General features: G+C 73.2%; 17 protein-coding genes and 1 pseudogene. 16 read left to right on the top strand and 2 right to left on the bottom strand.

Annotation, left to right across the window (positions count from 1 at the left end):
- A pseudogene (locus CCN33_RS08640) lies at positions 1-564 on the bottom strand (MFS transporter); the annotation flags it as partial.
- Between the two features lie 85 nt (positions 565-649).
- Between CCN33_RS08640 and CCN33_RS08635 the strand changes: the two are divergent.
- The 10 genes from CCN33_RS08635 (at position 650) to CCN33_RS08590 (ending at position 13,173) form a co-directional block, all read left to right on the top strand.
- Positions 650-1,615 carry a LysR family transcriptional regulator gene (locus CCN33_RS08635; protein WP_086692856.1) on the top strand — a complete coding sequence of 322 codons (966 nt, stop codon included), beginning with the start codon at positions 650-652 and terminating at the stop codon, positions 1,613-1,615.
- Positions 1,616-1,976: 361 nt separating this feature from the next.
- On the top strand, positions 1,977-2,792 hold the full coding sequence (locus tag CCN33_RS08630) for a hypothetical protein (protein WP_086692854.1): 816 nt from the start codon (positions 1,977-1,979) through the stop codon (positions 2,790-2,792).
- Positions 2,793-2,809: 17 nt separating this feature from the next.
- Positions 2,810-4,957 carry a bifunctional polysaccharide deacetylase/glycosyltransferase family 2 protein gene (locus tag CCN33_RS08625; protein WP_086692851.1) on the top strand — a complete coding sequence of 716 codons (2,148 nt, stop codon included), beginning with the start codon at positions 2,810-2,812 and terminating at the stop codon, positions 4,955-4,957.
- A complete protein-coding gene (locus CCN33_RS08620) occupies positions 4,954-6,138 on the top strand; it encodes an acyltransferase family protein (protein WP_086692849.1) in 1,185 nt (394 codons plus the stop codon). Before CCN33_RS08625 ends, CCN33_RS08620 begins: the two co-directional genes overlap by 4 nt.
- A 96-nt stretch (positions 6,139-6,234) precedes the next feature.
- Positions 6,235-6,798 carry a CGNR zinc finger domain-containing protein gene (locus tag CCN33_RS08615; RefSeq protein ID WP_086692857.1) on the top strand — a complete coding sequence of 188 codons (564 nt, stop codon included), beginning with the start codon at positions 6,235-6,237 and terminating at the stop codon, positions 6,796-6,798.
- 270 nt (positions 6,799-7,068) lie between these two features.
- Entirely contained in the window at positions 7,069-7,662 is a 594-nt protein-coding gene (locus CCN33_RS08610) for a sigma-70 family RNA polymerase sigma factor (RefSeq protein ID WP_030810966.1), read from the top strand.
- The gene (locus CCN33_RS08605; RefSeq protein WP_086692847.1) at positions 7,662-8,483 is read left to right on the top strand and encodes an anti-sigma factor family protein; all 822 of its coding nucleotides are present in this window, start codon (positions 7,662-7,664) and stop codon (positions 8,481-8,483) included. Before CCN33_RS08610 ends, CCN33_RS08605 begins: the two co-directional genes overlap by 1 nt.
- A gap of 86 nt (positions 8,484-8,569) precedes the next feature.
- Complete coding sequence (locus CCN33_RS08600) at positions 8,570-10,885, top strand: HelD family protein (protein WP_086692844.1); 2,316 nt, start codon at positions 8,570-8,572, stop codon at positions 10,883-10,885.
- A gap of 324 nt (positions 10,886-11,209) precedes the next feature.
- Positions 11,210-12,625 (top strand): NAD-dependent malic enzyme, encoded by a 1,416-nt coding sequence (locus tag CCN33_RS08595; protein ID WP_086692842.1) that lies wholly within the window; start codon positions 11,210-11,212, stop codon positions 12,623-12,625.
- Between the two features lie 266 nt (positions 12,626-12,891).
- Positions 12,892-13,173, top strand: coding sequence for an HU family DNA-binding protein (locus tag CCN33_RS08590; protein WP_067001509.1), 282 nt, complete (start codon positions 12,892-12,894; stop codon positions 13,171-13,173).
- A 170-nt stretch (positions 13,174-13,343) separates the two neighbouring features.
- Here the strand turns inward: CCN33_RS08590 and murA are convergent, their stop codons facing one another.
- A complete protein-coding gene (gene murA / locus CCN33_RS08585) occupies positions 13,344-14,684 on the bottom strand; it encodes a UDP-N-acetylglucosamine 1-carboxyvinyltransferase (protein WP_086692840.1) in 1,341 nt (446 codons plus the stop codon).
- 246 nt (positions 14,685-14,930) lie between these two features.
- Here murA and CCN33_RS08580 point away from each other — a divergent pair, with 246 nt between their 5' ends.
- From CCN33_RS08580 to CCN33_RS08555, 6 genes are all read left to right on the top strand, one after another.
- On the top strand, positions 14,931-15,506 hold the full coding sequence (locus CCN33_RS08580; protein WP_167387799.1) for a YqgE/AlgH family protein: 576 nt from the start codon (positions 14,931-14,933) through the stop codon (positions 15,504-15,506).
- A gap of 29 nt (positions 15,507-15,535) precedes the next feature.
- Positions 15,536-15,820: a DUF3039 domain-containing protein gene (locus CCN33_RS08575; protein ID WP_030810948.1), complete on the top strand. Its 285-nt coding sequence runs from the start codon at positions 15,536-15,538 to the stop codon at positions 15,818-15,820.
- A 143-nt stretch (positions 15,821-15,963) separates the two neighbouring features.
- Positions 15,964-17,649, top strand: coding sequence for a beta-N-acetylhexosaminidase (locus CCN33_RS08570; protein ID WP_086692834.1), 1,686 nt, complete (start codon positions 15,964-15,966; stop codon positions 17,647-17,649).
- 225 nt (positions 17,650-17,874) lie between these two features.
- The gene (locus CCN33_RS08565) at positions 17,875-18,768 is read left to right on the top strand and encodes an FAD binding domain-containing protein (RefSeq protein ID WP_030810943.1); all 894 of its coding nucleotides are present in this window, start codon (positions 17,875-17,877) and stop codon (positions 18,766-18,768) included.
- The gene (locus tag CCN33_RS08560; protein WP_086692832.1) at positions 18,765-20,228 is read left to right on the top strand and encodes a 2Fe-2S iron-sulfur cluster-binding protein; all 1,464 of its coding nucleotides are present in this window, start codon (positions 18,765-18,767) and stop codon (positions 20,226-20,228) included. Before CCN33_RS08565 ends, CCN33_RS08560 begins: the two co-directional genes overlap by 4 nt.
- Positions 20,225-21,833, top strand: a 1,609-nt coding sequence (locus CCN33_RS08555) for a xanthine dehydrogenase family protein molybdopterin-binding subunit (protein ID WP_086692831.1), incomplete at its 3' end; no start/stop codon positions are given. The genes CCN33_RS08560 and CCN33_RS08555, both read left to right, overlap by 4 nt.

The following is a 21,833-nucleotide window of genomic DNA, read 5'->3' as shown; positions in this document are numbered from 1 at the left end:
CCCGGCCGCCAGCAGCGCGGCCCCGGCGAGCGTGCCCGCCTCGGGGAAGAAGGTGCCGGTCAGGAAGGACGCCAGGGCCGGTCCCAGCATGAAGCACAGCTCGTCGGCGGCCTGCTCGAAGGAGTTCGCGGTGTGCCGGGCTTCGGGATCGTCCCGCAGCAGATGGGCCCAGCGGGCGCGGGACAGCCCGCCGACGTTGGGCGTGGCCGCCCAGGAGGCGTACGCGGCGAACAGCGTCCAGTCGGGAGCGTCGTACCGCACGCACAGCAGCAGGGCCAGGGCGCCGAGCACCGCCACCAGGGTCGCGGGCCGGGTCACTCTGGCCTGTCCGTGACGGTCGACCAGCCGGGCCAGCCAGGGGCCCGCGAGCCCGCTCGCCACCAGCCCGGTCGCGCTCACCGCACCGGCCAGGGCGTACGAGCCGCGCGCACCGGCGATCATCACCACCGCGCTCACCCCGGCCATGCCCACCGGGAGGCGGGCGAGCAGGTTGCCGGCGGTGAAGGCGAGGGCGCCGGGGCGGGCGAAGAGACGGCGGTAGGCGGGTGCGGTCTGCGTGGACATACCGCTCACGCTCTCCCGTGCCGCGGACGCCGGTCCAACACCTGTTCCGCCCCGATTCACGCGTCCGCGTTGTAGGTTCGCCGGCATGCCTCCCGCGATCGACCCCCGGCTGCTGCGCGCCTTCGTGGCCGTCGCCGAGGAACTGCACTTCACCCGCGCCGCCGCCCGGCTCTACGTCGCCCAGCAGGCGCTCAGCCGGGACGTACGGCGGCTCGAACGGGAGCTGGGTGCCGAGCTGTTCGTCCGTACCACCCGGCAGGTGACGCTCACCGCGGACGGCGAGCGGCTGCTGCCGCACGCCCGGCGGGTGCTCGCCGCCCAGGACGACCTCCTCGCCGCCTTCGGCACCGCCCGCCCGCTGCTGGTCGACGTCAACTCCGAAGGCCCCCTCACCGCCCACCGGGTGCTGCTGCGGGCCCGTGAACTGGCGACCGGCTGCGAGCTGTTGGCCCGCTACGAGCGCGGGCTCACCGGAGCGGCGGCCGCCCTGCTCGCCGGGCGGCTGGACGTCTCCTTCGGCCGCTACGCCGGTCTCGACCCGGCGCTGCGCTCCGGCCTCGCCCAACAGCCCGTGCGCTACGAGCAGATGGCGGTCCTGCTGCCCGAGGACCACTCGCTGGCCGCGCTGCCCGAGGTGCCGCTCGGGGCGCTCGCCGGGGAGACGGTGTACGCCGGCGCGGGCAACCCCGGCACGCGGGAGTGGACCGAACTGGCGCGTCAGCTCTTCGAGGGACGCGGCATCCGGCTCGCGCCACCCCATCCGGTGGTTCTCGGCGCCGAGGAGTTCGCCCGGGTGATGGCGGCGAGCCGGATGCCGGTGCTCGCGGTGGTGGATTTTCCGGCCATGTCCGGCGCGGTGTTGCGGCCGCTGGTCGATCCGGTTCCGCTTTCGCCCGTCTCGCTGGTGTGGCGGAAGGGGCTGGTCCATCCCGCGCTGGAGGCACTGAAGGCGGCGGCGGCCGAGCTGGCGCGCACCGAAAGGTGGCTTTCGCCGCCCGGTGACCGATGGATTCCGGCCACCGATTCCGAGGTGATGAGCCGCCCGTTCTGACACTCCGAGCACACGCGAACTCACCTTGCGCTACATTCGGGGGCCCGAGCACTGGGGTAGAGGGGGGCGCTCGGACCGGGTGGGGGCCTGGTCCGGCCGGCGCGTGCTCGGGTTCGCCGGCGCACCCCGGAACAGTCCCGTGGGGGGATGCGCGCACATGGAACAGTGGCGGGAAGAACGCCGACCGGAATGGCCCGACGTGGCCTCGGCGGCACGAGACATGCAGGTGACAGGGGGTTCGACCCAGGCTTTTCCGGAAACCGGAACCGTCTCGGAAGCCAACCTGGCGCCATCGCGCGGGGACCGGCCGGGCGGTGGACGCGCCGCGTTCCCACGCGTCGTACGCCCGTCCGACGCGGGAATGTTCGCCGCGACGGAGATACTCCGGGGCGGCCCGGCCGCCCTCGCCGGGGCCGACGCGACAGCCCTGCTCCCGCGCTCCGGCATCCCGCGCGCGGCGGCCGAGTTCCGCCCCTCCGGTGACGTGTCCGGTACCGAGCGGACGGCGCTGCTGCCCACCCGGTCCGCCGCGGGGGCCCACGATCCGCACGAGGTGACCGTCCAGCTCGACTCCGTCCAGGCCGAGGGCCCGGAGTCCGCCGACGCCTCGGACCGCCCGGTGTTCGTGGACGAGTCCGGCCGCCGCAGCCGTACCTTCCGCCGTCTCGGCCTGCTGGTCGCGGGGCTCTGCGCGGGGTACGCCGTCGTCATCGGCGTCACGCTGCTCTCCGGCAGTTCCGACGCGCCCTGGCTGCCGGTGCCGCAGAAGGAGGACAAGCCCGCGAGCCGCGTCGACTCCTCACCCGTGCCCAGCGCCTCGGCCCCGGCCGCGCCCGCGGGCGGCGGCCCCGCCGGCACCGGGAGCGCCACGGAACCGACGGCGCCGGGCGCCGCGCCGGCCACCGTCGCCGCCGTCCCCGTACCGGGACGGCGAGGCCCGGCCGCCACCGGCACCACGGCGGCCCGGCCGCCCGCCGCCACGAGCCCGACGCCCCGGCGGTCCGCGCCGCCCGCGCCCGGCGGGGGAAGCCCGAAGCCGACGGCCACCGCGACCGCGTCCGCCGAGGCGTCCCCGGTGCCGAGCACCGCCGCGCCCAGCCCGGCCGCCACCGAGTCCCCGGCAGGCGCCGGCGGCCCGCAGCCCCAGGGCTCGGCCGGCCGTCCCGCCGCGTCCTGACACCGGAAGAACCTCCGATGACTCCGCGAACCGCCCGCCGGTCGCTGCCCCGGCGCCGCCGGCTCCCGCTGCGCCCGGTGCTGGCCTTCCTGTTCCTGCTCGCCACGCTCGCCATGCTCATGTTGCGCGGCTACGTCCACAACGAGATCCTCGCCGACCACCGCGTGAGGCCCGAGGCACCCGGCGGCCACGTACCCGCCGAGGTCACCGAGGGCGGTCCCGTCATCGACACCCGAGGAGCGCGCACCGACAGCCTCCGGGTGCCCGAGCGGCGCATCGTGCTGACCTTCGACGACGGGCCGGACCCCGCCTGGACGCCCCGGGTCCTGGACGCGCTCAAGCGGAACCACGCGCGGGCCACGTTCTTCGTGACCGGCACGATGACCTCCCGCCATCCCGAGCTGGTCCGGCGCATGGTCGCCGAGGGGCACGAGGTCGGCCTGCACACCTTCAACCACCCCGACCTCTCCTACCAGTCCCGGCGAAGGGTCGACTGGGAGCTGTCCCAGGGACAGCTGGCCCTCGCGGGCGCGGCCGGCATCCGCAGCTCGCTGTTCCGGCCCCCCTACTCCTCCTTCGCCTCCGCGATGGACGACCGGTCCTGGCCGGTGGCCGAGTACATCGGCGGGCGGGGCTACCTCGTCGTGCTCAACGACCGGGACAGCGAGGACTGGCGCAGACCGGGGGTCGAGGAGATCATCCGCCGGGCCACGCCCGCCGAGGGCAGGGGCGCGGTCGTCCTGATGCACGACTCCGGCGGCGACCGGAGCCAGACCGTCCAGGCGATCGACACCCTGTTGCCCCGGCTCCAGGCCGAGGGCTACCGCTTCCAGACCCTCACCCAGGCGCTCGACGCGCCGAGCGCCGACACCCCTGTCACCGGGGTCGGGCTGTGGACCGGCAAGGCGTGGATCGCGCTGGTCAAGGCGGCCGACGGCATCACCACCGCGCTCGTCGTGGGCCTCGCCGTCATCGGCGTCCTGGTCTTCGGCCGGTTCGGGCTGATGCTGCTGCTGTCCGCCACGCACGCCCGCCGCACCCGCCGCCGCGGCTTCCGCTGGGGCCCGGAGCCGGTCACCGAACCGGCGACCGTGCTGGTCCCCGCCTACAACGAGGCCAAGTGCATCGAGAACACCGTGCGGTCCCTGGTCGGCGGGGAGCACCCGGTGGAGGTCGTCGTGGTCGACGACGGCTCCTCCGACGGCACCGCCCGCATCGTGGAGGGGCTCGCGCTGCCCGGCGTCCGGGTGGTCCGGCAGCACAACGCGGGCAAGCCCGCCGCCCTCAACCGGGGCCTGGCGAACGCCAGTCACGACCTGATCGTGATGATGGACGGCGACACGGTCTTCGAGCCGTCCACCGTCCGCGAGCTGGTGCAGCCCTTCGCCGACCCGCGCGTCGGCGCCGTCGCGGGCAACGCCAAGGTCGGCAACAAGGACACCCTCATCGGCGCCTGGCAGCACATCGAGTACGTGATGGGCTTCAACCTGGACCGCCGGATGTACGACGTGCTGCGCTGCATGCCCACCATCCCCGGCGCAGTCGGCGCGTTCCGCCGTACCGCGCTGGAGCGGGTCGGCGGGATGAGCGACGACACCCTCGCCGAGGACACCGACATCACCATGGCCCTGCACCGCGACGGCTGGCGGGTGGTCTACGCGGAGAAGGCCCGCGCCTGGACCGAGGCCCCGGAGTCCGTAAGGCAGCTGTGGTCCCAGCGCTACCGCTGGTCCTACGGCACCATGCAGGCCATCTGGAAACACCGCCGGGCCCTGCTGGAACGCGGGCCGTCCGGACGGTTCGGCCGGGTCGGACTGCCGCTGGTCTCGCTGTTCATGGTGGTCGCCCCCCTGCTGGCCCCGCTGATCGACCTCTTCCTCGTCTACGGCCTGGTCTTCGGCCCGACCGGCAGGACGATCGCGTCCTGGTTCGCCGTCCTGGCCGTCCAGGCGGTCTGCGCGGCCTACGCCTTCGCGCTGGACCGGGAGCGGCTCACCCCGCTGATCTCCCTGCCGCTCCAGCAACTCCTGTACCGCCAGCTCATGTACGTCGTGCTGCTCCAGTCCTGGATCACGGCACTCACCGGCGGCCGGCTGCGCTGGCAGAAGCTCCGCCGCAAGGGCGGGGTGTCGGCCCCGGTCCCCGCCGAAGGAGCGCTGCGATGACGACGGCCCTCACTCCCGAGGTGGCTCCGGAGCCGGTACGGCGTCGTGCCCCGGTCCGGGACCGCTACTTCGACCTGCTCCGCGCGGTCGCCCTGTTCCGGGTCGTCTTCTACCACCTCATGGGCTGGGCCTGGCTGCCCGTGGTCTTCCCGTCCATGGGCGTGATGTTCGCCCTCGCCGGCAATCTGATGGCCCGCTCCCTGAAGCGCCCGCCCGTGGACGTCGTGCGCGGCCGACTGCGCCGACTGCTGCCTCCACTCTGGCTGTTGGGGGCGCTCGGGGTGTCCGGCATGGTGCTCCAGGGGTGGCGTCCGGACGCCGAGGGGCACCCCGCCTGGTGGTTCGCCCACCTCGGCTTCTGGGTGCTGCCGCTGAGCGATCCGCCGTACGCGGGCACGCTGCCCGGCGTCCACGGGGTGCTCGGCCCGGACTGGGCGGCCGAGCTGGCCGGACCGCTCTGGTACCTCCGCGCCTATCTGTGGTTCGTACTGCTCTCCCCGCTCCTGCTGGCCGCGCTGAAGGCGATCCCGTGGACCACCGTGCTGGCCCCGGTCGCGCTGGCCGCCGCCTTCGAGTTCGGCCACCTCCAGCTCCCCGGCGAGCGCATCCCGTCGGCGCTGACCGACTTCAGCACCTTCGGCGCCTGCTGGATCCTCGGCATGGCCCACCAGCAGGGGGTCCTGAGGCGCATCCCGCGCTACGTGGTGCCGTCCGTCGCCCCGGCCGTCGCCGGGCTCGGCCTCTGGTACGCGCTCACGCACGGCTTCCGGCAGGGGCACGACCTGGACGACATCCCGTTCGCCCAGTCCCTCTGGTCGCTGGCCACCGTGCTGCTCCTGCTCCACATCAGCCCGGCCTGGAGCGAGTGGCCGCGCCTGCTGCGCCCCTTCGACCGCCTGGTCACCCTGCTCAACTCCCGCGCCGTGACCATCTATCTCTGGCACAACCTCTGCATCCTGGTCGCCTCCACCCTCTGGGACCAGCTCTGGCGCTACGACGTCCTCGACGAGAAGTGCCCCTGGCTCCTGGAGAGCCCCTGGCCCGTCCTCGCCCTCACCTGGGTTCTGATCGGCGGCTGCGTCGTGACCTTCGGCTGGGCGGAGGACCTGGCGGCGAAGCGGAAGCCCCAGCTCTGGCCGGACGGGCGCCCGCGCCAGGCCAGCCGTCACCGCGCGGCCTGACCCGGCCGGGGCACGGGGGGTTCCGGCCGCAGGCCGGGAGGCGCACTGTGGAGGGGAGCGAGAAGACGCCCTCCTGCCCAGGCGGTGACGCAGCGCATGGCACTCGGTACGCCCCGATTCGACGCCGGGCGAGGTTGCCTGGACCTGCTGGCCACCGCGCACCCCGGGGAACGGATCGGTACGGCGGGGGAGTTGGCGGCCTGGGTGCTCGGGGCCGGGCTGGTGCCGGCGGGGACTTTGCTGGGGCAGGTGGACGGGGGATGGGTCACGCGGTTCCTGGACCTGCGGTGGCACACCGAGAGGTCGATACGGGCCTCCCTCGCCCCCGCCGACTCCCTGGACCGGATCAACCGCACCGCACGCGCCGCCGCGCCCCCCGCCGTCCGGGCCGTCGCCCAGCAGAACGGGCCGCTCGTCAGGGAGCTGGCCGAGGTGCCCACGGCCGCCGCCCTCCTCTCCCTCCTCGCGCGCGACGCCATCGACCTCCTCACCGACCCCCTCGCCCGGGCGGCCGTGCGTGAATGCGCGGGGGAGGGATGCCCGTTGCTGTATCTCGACACCTCGCGCGGGCGCCGCAGGCGATGGTGCTCCAGTGAGGTGTGCGGGAACCGCGAGCGGGTCGCCCGGCACCGCAGGCGGGTCGCGCTCGCGCGGTCCTGAACGTCCGGGTACGGTCCAAGTGCCGGAAAGACACATTCACTTGAACCGTGTGATTTGGGCAACACGGGGTTTGCCTGACCGTAAGTCAGGGCAGCCCGCGCCCACTTGACGCCGTGTCGGAAATGTAAAGATCGCGCGGTGAGAATGTGCGCGCATGTCCCGCTCGTCACACCCTCCTTGAGAAAAACACCACCTCACCTTGAACAACCGCGCCTCCCGCCCCGTACGAAGGGGCGAGCGACCGACGGGGGCAAGCCCCGGACACCGGAGGTGGGCGTGCGCAAGGATGCGGCCGTGGCCAATGAACGTGGATCGAGGGCCCGACATCGCATGTCCTCGCAGCCCTCACAGTCGTCGGAACCCGACGAGGAGTTGATGCGTGCCCTGTACCGGGAGCACGCCGGACCGCTCCTCGCCTATGTCCTCCGGCTGGTCGCCGGTGACCGCCAGCGCGCCGAGGACGTCGTACAGGAAACGCTCATCCGTGCCTGGAAGAACGCCGGTCAGCTCAATCGGGCGACCGGTTCGGTACGCCCCTGGCTGGTGACGGTCGCCCGGCGCATCGTCATCGACGGCCACCGCAGCCGGCAGGCCCGGCCGCAGGAGGTCGATCCGTCGCCGCTGGAGGTCATCCCCGCGGAGGACGAGATCGACAAGGCGCTGTGGCTGATGACGCTGACGGACGCGCTCGACGACCTGACCCCGGCCCACCGGGAGGTGCTCGTCGAGACCTATTTCAAGGGGCGTACCGTCAACGAGGCGGCCCAGACCCTCGGCATACCCAGCGGCACAGTCCGCTCACGGGTGTTCTACGCCCTGCGATCGATGAAGCTGGCGCTGGAGGAGCGGGGGGTGACGGCGTGATGAGCGTGTACGGGGGAATGCGAGGATTCGGCGCGGGGAGTACGGGTATGTCTGGCCCCATGCAGGGATCTCCGGTGCCGAACGAGCACGAGACCGTCGGCGCCTACGCCCTCGGGATTCTCGACGACACCGAGGCGACCGCGTTCGAGACGCACCTCGCAGGCTGCGAGTGGTGCGCCCAGCAACTGGACGAACTCGCGGGGATGGAGCCCATGCTGGCCGCCCTCGCCGACCTGCCGGGCACCGGCAGCACCCCGGTCATCGGGGAGTCGCTGTCCGCGCGGCCCACTCCCAGACTGGTCGAGAAGCTGGTCGACGAGGTCGCCGAGCGGCGCGCGAGCAAGCGGCGCCGCGGCTTCTACCTGGTCGCCGCCGCGGCCGCGCTGATCATCGGCGGCCCGGTGGCCGTGATGTCCGTCAGCGGCGGTGGCACGAGTCAGACGGCGACCCCGCTGGCCGCCTCCGCCAAGGACCACTTCGACCAGTTGCCCACCAAGGTCACCGGCACGGACGCCGGCACCGGTGTCTCCGCGACCGTCGCCCTGCAGGGCAAGGCGTGGGGCACCGACGCGGTGCTGCGCCTGGGCGGGGTCAAGGGCGAGCTGAAGTGCTCCCTGATCGCGGTGGGCAAGAACGGCGAGCGGCAGACGCTCGGCTCCTGGAGCGTGCCCAAGGACGGCTACGGCCTCCCGGACGCCAAGACCGAGCAGGCCCGCAACCCCCTGTTCATCGGGGGCGGCACCGCCCTCCAGCCCGGCGAGATCGACCACTTCGACGTCATGACCCTGGACGGCAAGAAGCTGGTCCAAGTGGACGCCTAGTGGCTGCTGGAATCACGCCCGCGTAGCTTTGCCGGGTCCTCTTCGCGTACGGTTGACGGCTGCCCAGCACGTCAGAAGGGGGCCCGGTGGCCGCTCAGGTTCAGCAGTCCGCGGTCGGCTCGGTTAACGGCGCGAACGACTCCGTACGGGACCGAGAGATCAGCGTCGAACAGGAACACCTGGACCGGGTGTACCGGCGGCTCGAGGAGAAGATCCACGAGGCCGAGTTCCTGATGCACGACGCGGCGCAGCGCGGCCACGTGGGGACGCCGGGCGCGCTGGCCGAGCGGGACGCGCAGGTCTTCCGGGCCGGCATCCATCTCAACCGGCTCAACAACGAGTTCGAGGACTTCCTCTTCGGCCGGGTCGACCTGCTCCAGGGCAAGGACGGCAAGAAGGGCCCGGACGGCGCGTACACCGCCGTCGAGCCCGCCGAGGGGGCCGTACGCCCCGACAACACCGCCGACATCGCCGAGACCCTGCACATCGGGCGGATCGGCGTCCTGGACGAGGACTACTCGCCGCTGGTCATCGACTGGCGGGCGCCGGCCGCCGCGCCCTTCTACCGCTCCACCCCCGTCGACCCCGGCCGGGTCGTGCGGCGCCGGGTCATCCGCTCCAAGGGCCGCCGCGTCCTCGGGGTCGAGGACGACCTGATGCGCCCCGAGCTGAAGGCCACCCTGGACGGCGAGGAGCTGCCCGTCATCGGCGACGGCGCGCTGATGGCCGCCCTCGGCCAGGCGCGCGGGCACACCATGCGGGACATCGTCTCCTCGATCCAGGCCGAGCAGGACCGGGTCATCCGCGCCCCCGCCGCCTCCGTCACCTACGTGGAGGGCGGCCCCGGCACCGGCAAGACCGCCGTCGCCCTGCACCGCGCGGCCTATCTGCTCTACCAGGACCGCAGACGCTACGCGGGCGGCATCCTGATCGTCTCGCCGACCCCGCTGCTGGTGGCCTACACCGAGGGCGTGCTGCCCTCCCTCGGCGAGGAGGGCCAGGTCGCCATCCGCGCGATCGGTTCGCTCGTCGACGGTGTCGAGGCCACGCTCCACGACTCCCCGGCCGTCGCCCGCGCCAAGGGCTCGTACCGGATGCTGAAGGTGCTGCGCCGGGCCGCACGCGGTGCCCTCGAACTGGGCACGGAGGGCGACGCCCTGCCCGACCGGCTCCGTGTCGTCGCCTTCGGCCGCCGCCTGGAACTGGAGGCCCGGGAACTGGAGTCCGTGCGCCGCACCGCGCTCGGCGGCACCGCTCCCGTCAACCTGCTCCGCCCCCGTGCCCGCAAGCTGCTGCTGGACGCCCTGTGGGCCAGGTCCGGCGCCGCCTCCCGGCACACCGACCCGGAGCTGGCCGCCGAGCTGCGCGCCTCCTTCGACGACGACGTGGCCGACGAGGACTCCTTCATCGCCTTCCTCGACGCCTGGTGGCCCGAGCTGACCCCCAAGGGCGTCCTCGCCGCCATGGCCGACGAGAGGCGGCTCGGCCGCTGGGCCCGCCGGGTGCTCAACCCCGGCGAGGTCCGCAAGGTCGCCCGCGCGCTGAAGCGGGACGGCTTCTCCGTGCACGACATCGCCATGCTGGACGAACTCCAGGCGATCCTCGGCGCCCCGGCCCGCCCCCGCAAGAAGCGCGAACTGGACCCGCTGGACCAGCTCACCGGCCTGGAGGAGCTGATGCCGGTGCGCGAGGAGACCCAGCGCGAGCGGGCCGAGCGGCTCGCCCAGGAGCGCACCGAGTACGCGCACGTCATCGTGGACGAGGCGCAGGACCTCACCCCGATGCAGTGGCGCATGGTCGGCCGCCGGGGCCGGCACGCCACCTGGACGGTCGTGGGCGACCCCGCCCAGTCCTCCTGGTCCGACCCGGACGAGGCGGCCGAGGCCCGCGACGAGGCCCTGGGCTCCAGACCCCGGCGCCGCTTCGAGCTGACGGTCAACTACCGCAACCCCGCCGAGATCGCGGAGCTGGCCGCGAAGGTGCTCGCCCTCGCCATGCCCGGCTCCGAGTCCCCCCGCGCCGTACGCTCCACCGGCGTCCAGCCGCGCTTCGAGGTCGCCGGGGACTCCCTGGCCGCCACCGTCCGCGCGGAGGCCGAGCGGCTGCTCTCCCTGGTCGACGGCACCGTGGGCGTCGTCGTCGCCATGAACCGGCGCGAGGAGGCCCGCCGCTGGCTCGCCGGGCTCGGGGACCGCGTGGTCGCCCTCGGCAGCCTTGAGGCCAAGGGCCTGGAGTACGACGCGACCGTGGTCGTCTCCCCGGCCGAGATCGCCGACGAGTCCCCGGCCGGCCTGCGCGTGCTCTACGTCGCCCTCACCCGTGCGACCCAGCAGCTCACCGTGGTCTCCGGCGACCGCGACGAGCCGGACGCGGCCCGTGTCCCGGACCTGCTGCGGGACTGAACGGGGACTGTTTTCGACAACCCCGCGCACGGGGGAATGCCCCTCGGGGTGCGTTTGTTAGCCTTGTCGTGACACCGGCCCGATCCAAGCCCCCGGGCCCAACCTTCGTCGCTACGAGCGACCACTTGCCGCGAGGCGAGCATGGCGGGTCGGTGTCATGAGTGTGAGCGAGAGGCCCGCGTCCCTGTGACGTGGGCCTCTCGTCTTGGGTGACGGCCCGAGAACACAACGTCCGCAATCGGAGCCGACTACCACGTACTCGGCGGTAGGTGCGACGATCGGACGGCACAACACGCGACACGGTGAAAGCAGAGGAAGTCGGCCATGGCAACGGCGCCCAGCGTCTCCTACTCGATGACGGTCCGGTTGGAGGTGCCCGCGAGCGGAACGGCCGTATCGCAGCTCACCACCGCCGTCGAGTCCTCCGGAGGCTCGGTCACCGGCCTCGACGTCACCGCCTCCGGGCACGAAAAGCTCCGGATCGACGTCACCATCGCGGCCAGCTCCACCGCGCACGCCGACGAGATCGTCGAAGAGCTGCGGAACATCGAGGGCGTCACGCTCGGCAAGGTCTCCGACCGTACGTTCCTTATGCACCTCGGCGGCAAGATCGAGATGCAGTCCAAGCACCCCATCCGCAACCGTGACGACCTCTCCATGGTCTACACGCCCGGTGTGGCCCGCGTCTGCATGGCCATCGCGGAGAACCCCGAGGACGCCCGGCGCCTGACCATCAAGCGGAACTCCGTTGCGGTCGTGACGGACGGTTCCGCGGTGCTCGGCCTCGGCAACATCGGCCCCAAGGCCGCGCTGCCGGTCATGGAGGGCAAGGCGGCCCTGTTCAAGCGGTTCGCCGGCATCGACGCCTGGCCGCTGTGCCTGGACACCCAGGACACCGACGCGATCGTGGAGATCGTCAAGGCCATCGCCCCCGGCTTCGCGGGCATCAACCTGGAGGACATCTCGGCGCCCCGCTGCTTCGAGATCGAGGCCCGGCTGCGCGAGGCCCTGGACATCCCGGTCTTCCACGACGACCAGCACGGCACCGCCATCGTCGTGCTCGCCGCGCTGACCAACGCGCTGCGCGTCACCGGCCGTTCGATGGAGTCCATCCGGGTCGTCATGTCCGGCGCCGGAGCGGCCGGTACGGCCATCCTGAAGCTGCTGCTGGCCGCGGGCGTCAAGAACGCCGTCGTCGCCGACATCCACGGCGTGGTGCACGCCGGCCGCGAGGACCTGGTGGACGCCCCCGCCGACTCCCCGCTGCGCTGGATCGCGGACAACACCAACCCCGAGGGTCTCACCGGCACTCTCAAGGAGGCCGTGCGCGGCGCCGACGTCTTCATCGGCGTCTCTGCCCCGAACGTCCTGGACGGCACCGACGTGGCCGCCATGGCGGACGGCGCGATCGTCTTCGCACTGGCGAACCCGGACCCCGAGGTCGACCCCGCCGTGGCCCGGCAGACGGCCGCCGTGGTGGCCACCGGCCGCTCGGACTTCCCCAACCAGATCAACAACGTGCTGGTCTTCCCCGGTGTCTTCCGCGGCCTGCTGGACGCCCAGTCCCGCACCGTCAACACCGAGATGATGCTCGCCGCCGCGCAGGCCCTCGCCAACGTGGTGACCGAGGACGAGCTGAACCCGAACTACATCGTCCCCAGCGTCTTCAACGACAAGGTCGCGGGCGCGGTGGCCGGGGCCGTCCGGGAGGCCGCCAAGGCGGCCGGAGCGACGTCCTAGCAGCCCTTGCCGTAGGGTCGGGGAGGTTGTGGGACCGACGCGGCCTCCCCTACGGCGAGTCGTCGGTTCCCTGGTCGTGACGCCCTCTAGGGTGTCGGCGGGGCAGGCGCTTTTCCTGTGACTCCCCAGGGTGGTCTCATGACTCCTACGGGTGCCGGATTGGCTTTCCCGCCGCAGGTAGGGGCAGGATGCGTCTCTGGGCGCGAGCGCATCGGCATCGATCTCACCTCACGCCTCATCGGCAAGAAGAACACGGGAGTAAGAACATGAACCGCAGTGAGCTGGTGGCCGCGCTGGCCGACCGCGCCGAGGTGACCCGCAAGGACGCCGACGCCGTGCTGGCCGCGTTCGCCGAGGTCGTCGGCGACATCGTCTCCAAGGGCGACGAGAAGGTCACCATCCCCGGCTTCCTGACCTTCGAGCGCACCCACCGTGCCGCTCGTACCGCGCGCAACCCGCAGACCGGTGAGCCCATCAACATCCCGGCCGGCTACAGCGTGAAGGTCTCCGCGGGCTCGAAGCTCAAGGAAGCCGCCAAGGGCAAGTAAGCACTCCGCTCGGGGCACCGGGCGACTGGGCGGCGTCGTGATCTGCGGGCCGCCCGTGGCTTGCCGCGCAGTTCCCCGCGCCCCTCACGGGGCACGCTCCAGTGGGCGAAGTCGAAATGGGCGGCCCCCCTGTCACCAGGGGGGCCGCCCATTTGCGTGTGCGGTACCCGTCAGCCGAGCGCCTTGCCGGGGAGCTCGACCTTCGCGCCCAGTTCCACGAGCTTCTCCATGAAGTTCTCGTAGCCGCGGTTGATCAGGTCGATGCCGTGGACGCGCGAGGTGCCCTCGGCGGCGAGGGCCGCGATCAGGTACGAGAAGCCGCCGCGCAGGTCGGGGATGACCAGGTCGGCGCCCTGCAGCTTGGTCGGGCCGGAGACGACCGCCGAGTGCAGGAAGTTCCGCGCGCCGAAGCGGCAGTCCGAGCCGCCCAGGCACTCGCGGTAGAGCTGGATGTGCGCGCCCATCTGGTTCAGCGCCGAGGTGAAGCCGAGCCGGGACTCGTACACCGTCTCGTGGACGATGGACAGGCCCGTGGCCTGGGTGAGGGCCACCACCAGCGGCTGCTGCCAGTCGGTCTGGAAGCCGGGGTGCACGTCCGTCTCGAGCGCGATGGACTTGAGCTGGCCGCCCGGGTGCCAGAAGCGGATGCCCTCGTCGTCGATCTCGAAGGCGCCGCCGACCTTGCGGTAGGTGTTCAGGAACGTCATCATCGAGCGCTGCTGGGCGCCCCGGACGTAGATGTTGCCGCCGGTCGCGAGCGCCGCGGACGCCCAGGAGGCCGCCTCCAGGCGGTCCGGGAGGGCGCGGTGGTTGTAGCCGCCCAGCGAGTCCACACCGGTGATGCGGATCGTCCGGTCGGTGTCCATGGCGATGATCGCGCCCATCTTCTGCAGCACGCAGATGAGGTCCTCGATCTCGGGCTCCACGGCCGCGTTGGACAGCTCGGTGACACCCTCGGCCAGCACGGCCGTCAGCAGCACCTGCTCGGTGGCGCCCACCGACGGGTACGGCAGCTCGATCTTCGTGCCGCGCAGCCGCTGCGGGGCCTCCAGGTACTGGCCGTCCGCCCGCTTCTCGATGGTCGCGCCGAACTGGCGCAGCACGTCGAAGTGGAAGTCGATCGGCCGGCCGCCGATGTCGCAGCCGCCGAGACCCGGGATGAAGGCGTGGCCCAGGCGGTGCAGCAGCGGGCCGCAGAACAGGATCGGGATACGGCTGGAACCCGCGTGGGCGTCGATGTCGGCGACGTTCGCGCTCTCGACGTAGGTCGGGTCCAGGATCAGCTCGCCCGGCTCCTCGCCCGGCCGCACCGTCACGCCGTGCAACTGGAGCAGGCCGCGCACGACCCGCACGTCTCGGATGTCCGGGACGTTGCGCAGGCGGCTGGGCGCGCTGCCCAGCAGGGCGGCGACCATGGCCTTCGGCACGAGGTTCTTCGCACCGCGGACACGGATCTCGCCCTCCAGCGGGGTTCCGCCGTGGACAAGCAGGACATCGTCGTTGACGGTCATGAATCTCGCGTTCCGATGAGTCGGGCAGGGGTCGGCCGATCACTTTGCGCAGGGGCCGGAGAGACAGGGTAATCGCCGATCACCCTTCGTCCGTAAGCCCGAGTACCCGCCAGCCGTGTCACAACACGAACCGTTTCCCCGCAGGCACGTCGGGTCACCGGACCGCCGCGCGTTCGTACGGGCGTGCTCCCTGTTCATGCCCCTTGCGGCCCCCACGCGGGCGCAAGATGCGGGATCATGTCTGGCATGACCGAGGTGTCCTCGCTCACAGGGCGGCTGCTCGTGGCAACCCCCGCTCTGGCGGACCCGAACTTCGACCGCGCGGTGGTGCTTCTCCTCGACCACGACGAGGAGGGCTCCCTGGGCGTGGTCCTCAACCGCCCCACCCCGGTGGACGTACAGGACGTGCTGGCCGGCTGGGCGGCCCTGGCGGGCGAGCCCGGCGTGGTCTTCCAGGGCGGCCCCGTCTCGCTGGACTCCGCGCTCGGCGTCGCCGTGATCCCCGGCAGCGGGGAGGGGGAGAACGCGGTCCCGCTCGGCTGGCGCCGGGTGCACGGCGCGATCGGTCTGGTCGACCTGGAGACTCCGCCCGAGCTGGTCGCCTCCGCCCTCGGCGCGCTGCGCATCTTCGCCGGGTACGCGGGCTGGGGGCCGGGCCAGCTCCAGGACGAGCTGGACCAGGGCGCCTGGTACGTGGTCGAGTCCGAGCCCGGTGACATCTCCTCCCCGGAGCCCGAACGGCTCTGGCGCGAGGTGCTGCGACGGCAGCGCGGAGACCTGGCGATGGTGGCCACGTATCCGGACGACCCTTCGCTCAACTGATGCCCGTGAGCTTCAGTACCCTTGGCGGTATGAGCACTCTTGAGCCCGAGCGCGGGACTGGTACGGGGACCCTCGTCGAGCCGACGCCGCAGGTGTCCCACGGCGACGGCGACCATGAGCGCTTCGCCCACTACGTCCAGAAGGACAAGATCATGGCGAGCGCCCTGGACGGCACCCCCGTCGTGGCGCTGTGCGGCAAGGTCTGGGTGCCGGGCCGCGACCCGAAGAAGTACCCCGTCTGCCCCATGTGCAAAGAGATCTACGAGTCCATGAGCAGCGGTGGCGACAAGGGCGGGGACAAGGACAAGAAGTAACCCGTCCTGCCCCACCCCGCTCCCTCGCGGATTGCCTCCGGCGCCCTTCTCCCGCGTTTTTCGCGCGTGTTTCACCGGGCGCCGGGGCAACGTCCCCCTGATACGGATTCCGGGCTGTGCGCCGAGGTATTGCGGGGGCTGAAGTGACCGGTGGGATTACCGAGGTGATTCCGGCGCCCGTAGAGGCGTACGGGGGGCCGGGCGAGGGATTCGCGCTCGGTCCCCGCACCGGTCTGACCGCCGTGGGGGAGGACGCCGAGGGCACCGCGCGCTGGCTGCGCGCCACCCTGGGCGCGGCCACCGGCTTTCCCCTGACCCCGGCCGACCGCGCCGGCGAGAACACCGTACGGCTCACCGTCGACCCGCGTCTCACCGCGGAACTCGGCGCCGAGGGCTACCGGCTCGACGTCACGCCCACCGGCGCCGACCTGCGCGGGGGCGGTCCGGCCGGGCTGTTCTGGGGCGCCCAGACGCTCCGGCAACTGCTCGGCCCCGACGCCTTCCGGCGCGCCCCGCTGCCCGGCCGTACCTGGCGGCTGCCGCCGGTGCGGATCAGCGACACGCCCCGCTTCGGCTGGCGCGGCCTGCTGCTCGACGTGGCCCGCCACTTCATGCCCAAGGAAGGCGTGCTGCGCTATCTCGATCTGCTGGCCGCGCACAAACTCAACGTCCTGCACCTGCACCTGACGGACGATCAGGGCTGGCGCATCGAGATCGAGCGCCACCCCCGGCTCACCGAGATCGGCTCCTGGCGCGCGCGGACCAAATTCGGCCATCGCTCGTCCTCCCTCTGGGAGGAGAAACCGCACGGCGGTCACTACACCCGGGACGACATCCGGGAGATCGTGTCCTACGCCGCCGAACGGCATATCACCGTCGTCCCGGAAATCGATCTTCCCGGGCACTCCCAGGCCGCCATCGCCGCCTACCCGGAACTCGGCAACACCGACGCCGTCGACACCACCGCCGTCACCGTCCGGGACGACTGGGGGATCTCCCCGTACGTGCTCGCCCCCACCGAGGCCGTCCTCGAGTTCTACGAGGGCGTGCTGGAGGAGGTGCTGGCGCTCTTCCCGTCGCCCTTCGTGCACCTCGGCGGCGACGAGTGCCCGCCCGGCCAGTGGCGGAAGTCGGCCACCGCGAAGGCCCGCGCCGCAGAACTCGGGCTCACGGACGTGGACGGGCTGCGCTCCTGGTTCGCCGGCCACTTCGGCGCCTGGCTGGCCGCGCGCGGGCGCCGGATGATCGGCTGGGACGAGATCCTCGACGGCCCGCTCCCGCCCGGCGCCGCCGTCTCCTCCTGGCGCGGGCACCGGGGGGGCCGGATCGCCGCGCGGGCCGGGCACGACGTGGTCATGTGCCCCGAGCAGCACGTGTACCTCGACCACCGGCAGGCGCCCGGCGAGGACGAACCGGTACCCGTCGGCTACGTCCGCACCCTGGCCGACGTCTACCGGTTCGAGCCGGTACCGGACGGTCTCACCGCCGAGGAGGCCCGCCATGTGCTGGGCGCCCAGGCCAATGTGTGGACCGAGGTGACCGAGGACGTCGGACGCGTGGACTACCAGGTCTTCCCCCGGCTCGCCGCCTTCGCCGAGGTCGCCTGGAGTCCGCTGCCCGCGCCCGGCGAGCGGGACCTCGCGGACTTCGAGCGCCGGATGGGCACCCACTACCGGCGACTGGACGCCCTCGGCGTCGCCTACCGCCCGCCCGGCGGCCCCCACCCGTGGCAGCGGCGCCCCGACGTGCCCGGCCGGCCCTTCGCCGGACCGCCCGTCGAGCCGGAGCCCCCGGCTCCCGTGGGCTCGAACGCCCGCCCGGGCGCGTAACGGGAGAACCGTCCGTGACATCACCGAAGAGGGTCAATCGGACCCACCCGAAGATGCCGGTGTAAACGGGACCATCCGCCCGATGGAGTGGGTCAACACCCCTTGGCCGACCCGCGCGTCCGAGCCTTGCGAAGATGTGCCAGAGTTGCCACGTCCGCCCTGTCAGCACGTACCGTACGGCAGCACAGGCGCGACCAGGTGGGGCAGCGGGAAGGGGCAGCCGGTTTGACCACGCACGCACCGCAGGCGGCACAGGCCGTCACGCTGCCCACGACGCTGGACGAGGCGGTGGCGGCCCTGACCGCCATGCCCGCCGCGGTCCCCGTCGCCGGCGGCACCGACCTCATGGCGGCCGTCAACTCCGGGCAGCTCAGGCCCGCCGCGCTGGTCGGCCTCGGCCGGATCAGCGAGATCCGCGGCTGGCAGTACCAGGACGGCCACGCGCTGCTCGGCGCCGGCCTCACCCACGCCCGCATGGGCCGGCCCGACTTCGCCGCGCTGATCCCGGCGCTCGCCGCCGCCGCGCGCGCCGCCGGACCGCCGCACATCCGCAACGCGGGCACCCTCGGCGGCAACATCGCCTCCGCCGCGCCCACCGGCGACGCGCTGCCGGTGCTGGCCGCGCTGGAGGCGACGCTGATCGTCGCCGGACCGGACGGCGCCCGCCGCGAGGTCCCCGTCTCGCACCTGCTGGCCGGGGTCGAGATGCTCCGCGGCGGCGAACTCATCGGCTACGTCCGGGTTCCGCTGCTGCACGCCCCCCAGGTCTTCCTCAAGGCCACCGGACGCACCGGGCCCGGCCGCTCGGTCGCCTCCGTCGCCCTCGTCCTCGACCCCGCCCGGCGCGGAGTGCGGTGCGCGGTGGGCGCCATAGCGCCGATGCCGCTGCGCCCGCTGGACGCCGAGCAGTGGGTCGCGCAGCTCATCGACTGGGACAACGACCGCGTCCTCGTCCCCGAAGCCCTGCAGGCGTTCGGCGAGTACGTCGCCGCGGCCTGCATCCCCGACCCGGTGCCGGAGCCGGACGGCACGGTCGTCCCGCTGCCGCCCGCGGTACTGCACCTGCGGCGCACCGTCGCCGCGCTGGCACGACGAGCACTGGGGAGGGCGCTGTCGTGACCGACGACCAGCGCGGACACGAGGACGACACGCCCCAGGGCGGCGGCCGCTGGAACCCGCTGCCCCAGGGCGAGTACGACGACGGCGCGACCGCCTTCGTGCAGCTCCCCGAGGGCGGCATCGACGCCCTGCTGGCCGGTGACAGCCCGCTGGCCGCGCCGGGCCACGGCTATGTGCCGCCCCGGATAACGACCCCGCCCGAGGGCGAGCACGCGTGGGGCGCCCAGGAGCAGTGGCCCGCGCAGGACACCGTCCCGGCCCAGCAGCCGCACGGAGACGACCGGTTCACCTACCAGCCCGAGGCGCAGGGGCACTGGGCTCCCGAGGAGACCGCCGCCGCGCCCGGCCACGACGTCACCGGGCAGTGGTCCGTGCCGGTCGCCGGGGGCGACCTGCCCGACGAGTCCGGCGAGTTCACCACCTCCGCGCTGGCCGAGCAGTGGGGCGCCGCCCCGCCCGTCCTCCCCGGTGGCGCGGCCGCGCCCTGGGTCACGGACACGATCGGCGGGGCGTGGGGGCCGCAGGATCCCGCCGCGCCCGGGGCCGTTGAGGAGCCCGGGGCGCCCGAAGGCGTGGAGGAGCCCGCGCCTGTCGCGGAGGCCGAGGGACCCGCCGAACCGGAGGAGTCCGCCAAGGACGACGAGAGCCCCGCCGAGGCCCCTGAAGGCGCCTCTGACGGCCCGTCGGACGAGGACGCGGCCCCGGCGCCCGAGGCGGCTCCCGAGGCCGTGGAGGAGCCCCTCACGGCCGAGCCGGCGGACGTCGCCGAGGAGGCCGCCGAGGCCGAGGAACCGCCACCCCCGCCCCAGGACGAACACCCCCTCGCCTCCTACGTGCTGCGCGTCAACGGCGCCGACCGGCCCGTCACCGGGGCCTGGATCGGCGAGTCCCTGCTCTACGTGCTGCGCGAGCGCCTCGGCCTCGCGGGCGCCAAGGACGGCTGCTCGCAGGGCGAGTGCGGGGCGTGCAACGTCCAGGTCGACGGACGGCTCGTGGCCTCCTGCCTGGTCCCGGCGGTCACCGCCGCGGGCAGCGAGGTCCGTACCGTCGAGGGCCTGGCGAGCGGCGGCCAGCCCTCCGACGTCCAGCGGGCGCTCGCCCGGTGCGGCGCCGTGCAGTGCGGCTTCTGCGTACCCGGCATCGCCATGACCCTGCACGACCTGCTGGAGGGCAACCCCGCCCCCACCGAGCTGGAGACCCGTCAGGCGCTCTGCGGCAACCTCTGCCGGTGCTCCGGCTACCGGGGCGTGCTCGACGCCGTCCGTGACGTCGTCGCCGAGCGCGAGGCCGGGCTCGGCGCCGACGCCGAGCCGGACGACGGCACCGCGCGCATCCCGCACCAGGCGGGCCCCGGTTCCGGCGGCGTGCACCCCTCGGCGTTCGAAGCACCCGGTGCCTTCGGCGCCCCGCAGGACCACCCGCACGACCCGTACCACGGCCAGGACGGAGGCCAGGCGTGAGCGACGAAGCCGCCACCGCGACCACGGCGGCGGAAGCCCCCGCGGCCGAGCCGCTGCCGCACGGCTTGGGCGCCTCCCTGCCCCACGCCGACGCCCGCGCCAAGACCGAGGGCACCTTCCCCTACGCGGCCGATCTGTGGGCCGAGGGCCTGCTGTGGGCCGCCGTGCTGCGCTCCCCGCACGCGCACGCGCGCATCGTCTCCATCGACACCACGCACGCGCGCGCCATGCCCGGAGTACGGGCCGTCGTCACCCACGAGGACGTGCCCGGCACCTCCCGGCACGGCCGCGGCACCCCGGACCGGCCGGTGTTCGCCTCCGAGGTGGTCCGCCACCACGGCGAGCCCATCGCCGCCGTCGCCGCCGACCACCCCGACACCGCGCGGATGGCCGCCGCCGCCGTCATCGTCGAGTACGAGCCTCTGGACCCGGTCACCGACCCCGAGCGCGCCTTCGAGGCCGAGCCGCTGCACCCGGACGGCAACCTGATCCGGCACATCCCGCTGCGCCACGGCGACCCCGACGCGGCCGGCGAGATCGTCGTGGAGGGCCTGTACCGCATCGGCCGCCAGGACCCCGCGCCCATCGGCGCCGAGGCCGGGCTCGCCGTACCGCGCCCGGACGGCGGGGTGGAGCTGTACCTCGCCTCCACCGACCCGCACAGCGACCGCAACACCGCCGCCGCCTGCTTCGGGCTGCCTCCCGACCGCGTGAAGATCGTGGTCACCGGCGTGCCCGGCGCCACCGCCGACCGCGAGGACCAGGGCTTCCAACTGCCGCTCGGTCTGCTCGCCTTGCGCACCGGCTGCCCGGTGAAGCTCACCGCCAGCCGCGAGGAGTCCTTCCTCGGGCACGCCCACCGCCACCCCACCCTGCTGCGCTACCGCCACCACGCGGACGCCGAGGGCAGACTCGTCAAGGTCGAGGCGCAGATCCTGCTGGACGCGGGCGCCTACGCCGACACCTCCGCCGACGCCCTGGCCGCCGCGGTCTCCTTCGCGTGCGGCCCCTATGTCGTCCCGAACGCCTTCATCGAGGGCTGGGCCGTACGCACCAACAACCCGCCCTCCGGCCATGTGCGCGGCGAGGGCGCGATGCAGGTGTGCGCCGCCTACGAGGCGCAGATGGACAAGCTCGCCAAGAAGCTGGGCCTGGACCCGGCCGACGTACGCCTGCGCAACGTCCTGGCCACCGGTGACGTGCTCCCCATCGGCCAGACCGTGACCTGCCCGGCCCCGGTCGCCGAACTCCTCACCGCCGTAAGGGACTACCCGCTGCCGGCACTGCCCAAGGACGGCCCGGAGGAGGACTGGCTGCTGCCCGGCGGTCCCGAGGGCGCGGGCGAGCCGGGTGCGGTGCGCCGGGGCGTCGGCTACGGCCTCGGCATGGTGCACATGCTCGGCGCGGAGGGCACAGACGAGGTGTCCACCGCGACCGTACGCGTCCACGACGGCGTCGCCACCGTGCTGTGCGCGGCCGTGGAGTCCGGGCAGGGGTTCACCACGCTGGCCCGGCAAATCGTGCAGGAGACGCTCGGCATCGACGAGGTCCACGTGGCGCCGGTCGACACCGACCAGCCCCCGGCCGGCCCCGGCTGCCGGGGCC

This window comes from Streptomyces recifensis (genome assembly GCF_002154615.1).
Taxonomy (GTDB): Bacteria; Actinomycetota; Actinomycetes; order Streptomycetales; family Streptomycetaceae; genus Streptomyces; species Streptomyces griseoluteus.
This window is presented reverse-complemented; position numbering and strand designations above follow the sequence as displayed.

Bases quoted from the DNA above. Each gene is read 5' to 3' on its own strand.
- CCN33_RS08625 (WP_086692851.1), top strand. From the start codon at position 2,810: ATGACTCCGCGAACCGCCCGCCGGTCGCTGCCCCGGCGCCGCCGGCTC.
- CCN33_RS08605 (WP_086692847.1), top strand. From the start codon at position 7,662: ATGAGCGTGTACGGGGGAATGCGAGGATTCGGCGCGGGGAGTACGGGT.
- CCN33_RS08620 (WP_086692849.1), top strand. From the start codon at position 4,954: ATGACGACGGCCCTCACTCCCGAGGTGGCTCCGGAGCCGGTACGGCGT.
- CCN33_RS08630 (WP_086692854.1), top strand. From the start codon at position 1,977: ATGTTCGCCGCGACGGAGATACTCCGGGGCGGCCCGGCCGCCCTCGCC.
- CCN33_RS08635 (WP_086692856.1), top strand. From the start codon at position 650: ATGCCTCCCGCGATCGACCCCCGGCTGCTGCGCGCCTTCGTGGCCGTC.
- CCN33_RS08590 (WP_067001509.1), top strand. From the start codon at position 12,892: ATGAACCGCAGTGAGCTGGTGGCCGCGCTGGCCGACCGCGCCGAGGTG.
- CCN33_RS08615 (WP_086692857.1), top strand. From the start codon at position 6,235: ATGGCACTCGGTACGCCCCGATTCGACGCCGGGCGAGGTTGCCTGGAC.
- CCN33_RS08575 (WP_030810948.1), top strand. From the start codon at position 15,536: ATGAGCACTCTTGAGCCCGAGCGCGGGACTGGTACGGGGACCCTCGTC.
- CCN33_RS08595 (WP_086692842.1), top strand. From the start codon at position 11,210: ATGGCAACGGCGCCCAGCGTCTCCTACTCGATGACGGTCCGGTTGGAG.
- CCN33_RS08580 (WP_167387799.1), top strand. From the start codon at position 14,931: ATGACCGAGGTGTCCTCGCTCACAGGGCGGCTGCTCGTGGCAACCCCC.
- murA (WP_086692840.1), bottom strand. From the start codon at position 14,684: ATGACCGTCAACGACGATGTCCTGCTTGTCCACGGCGGAACCCCGCTG.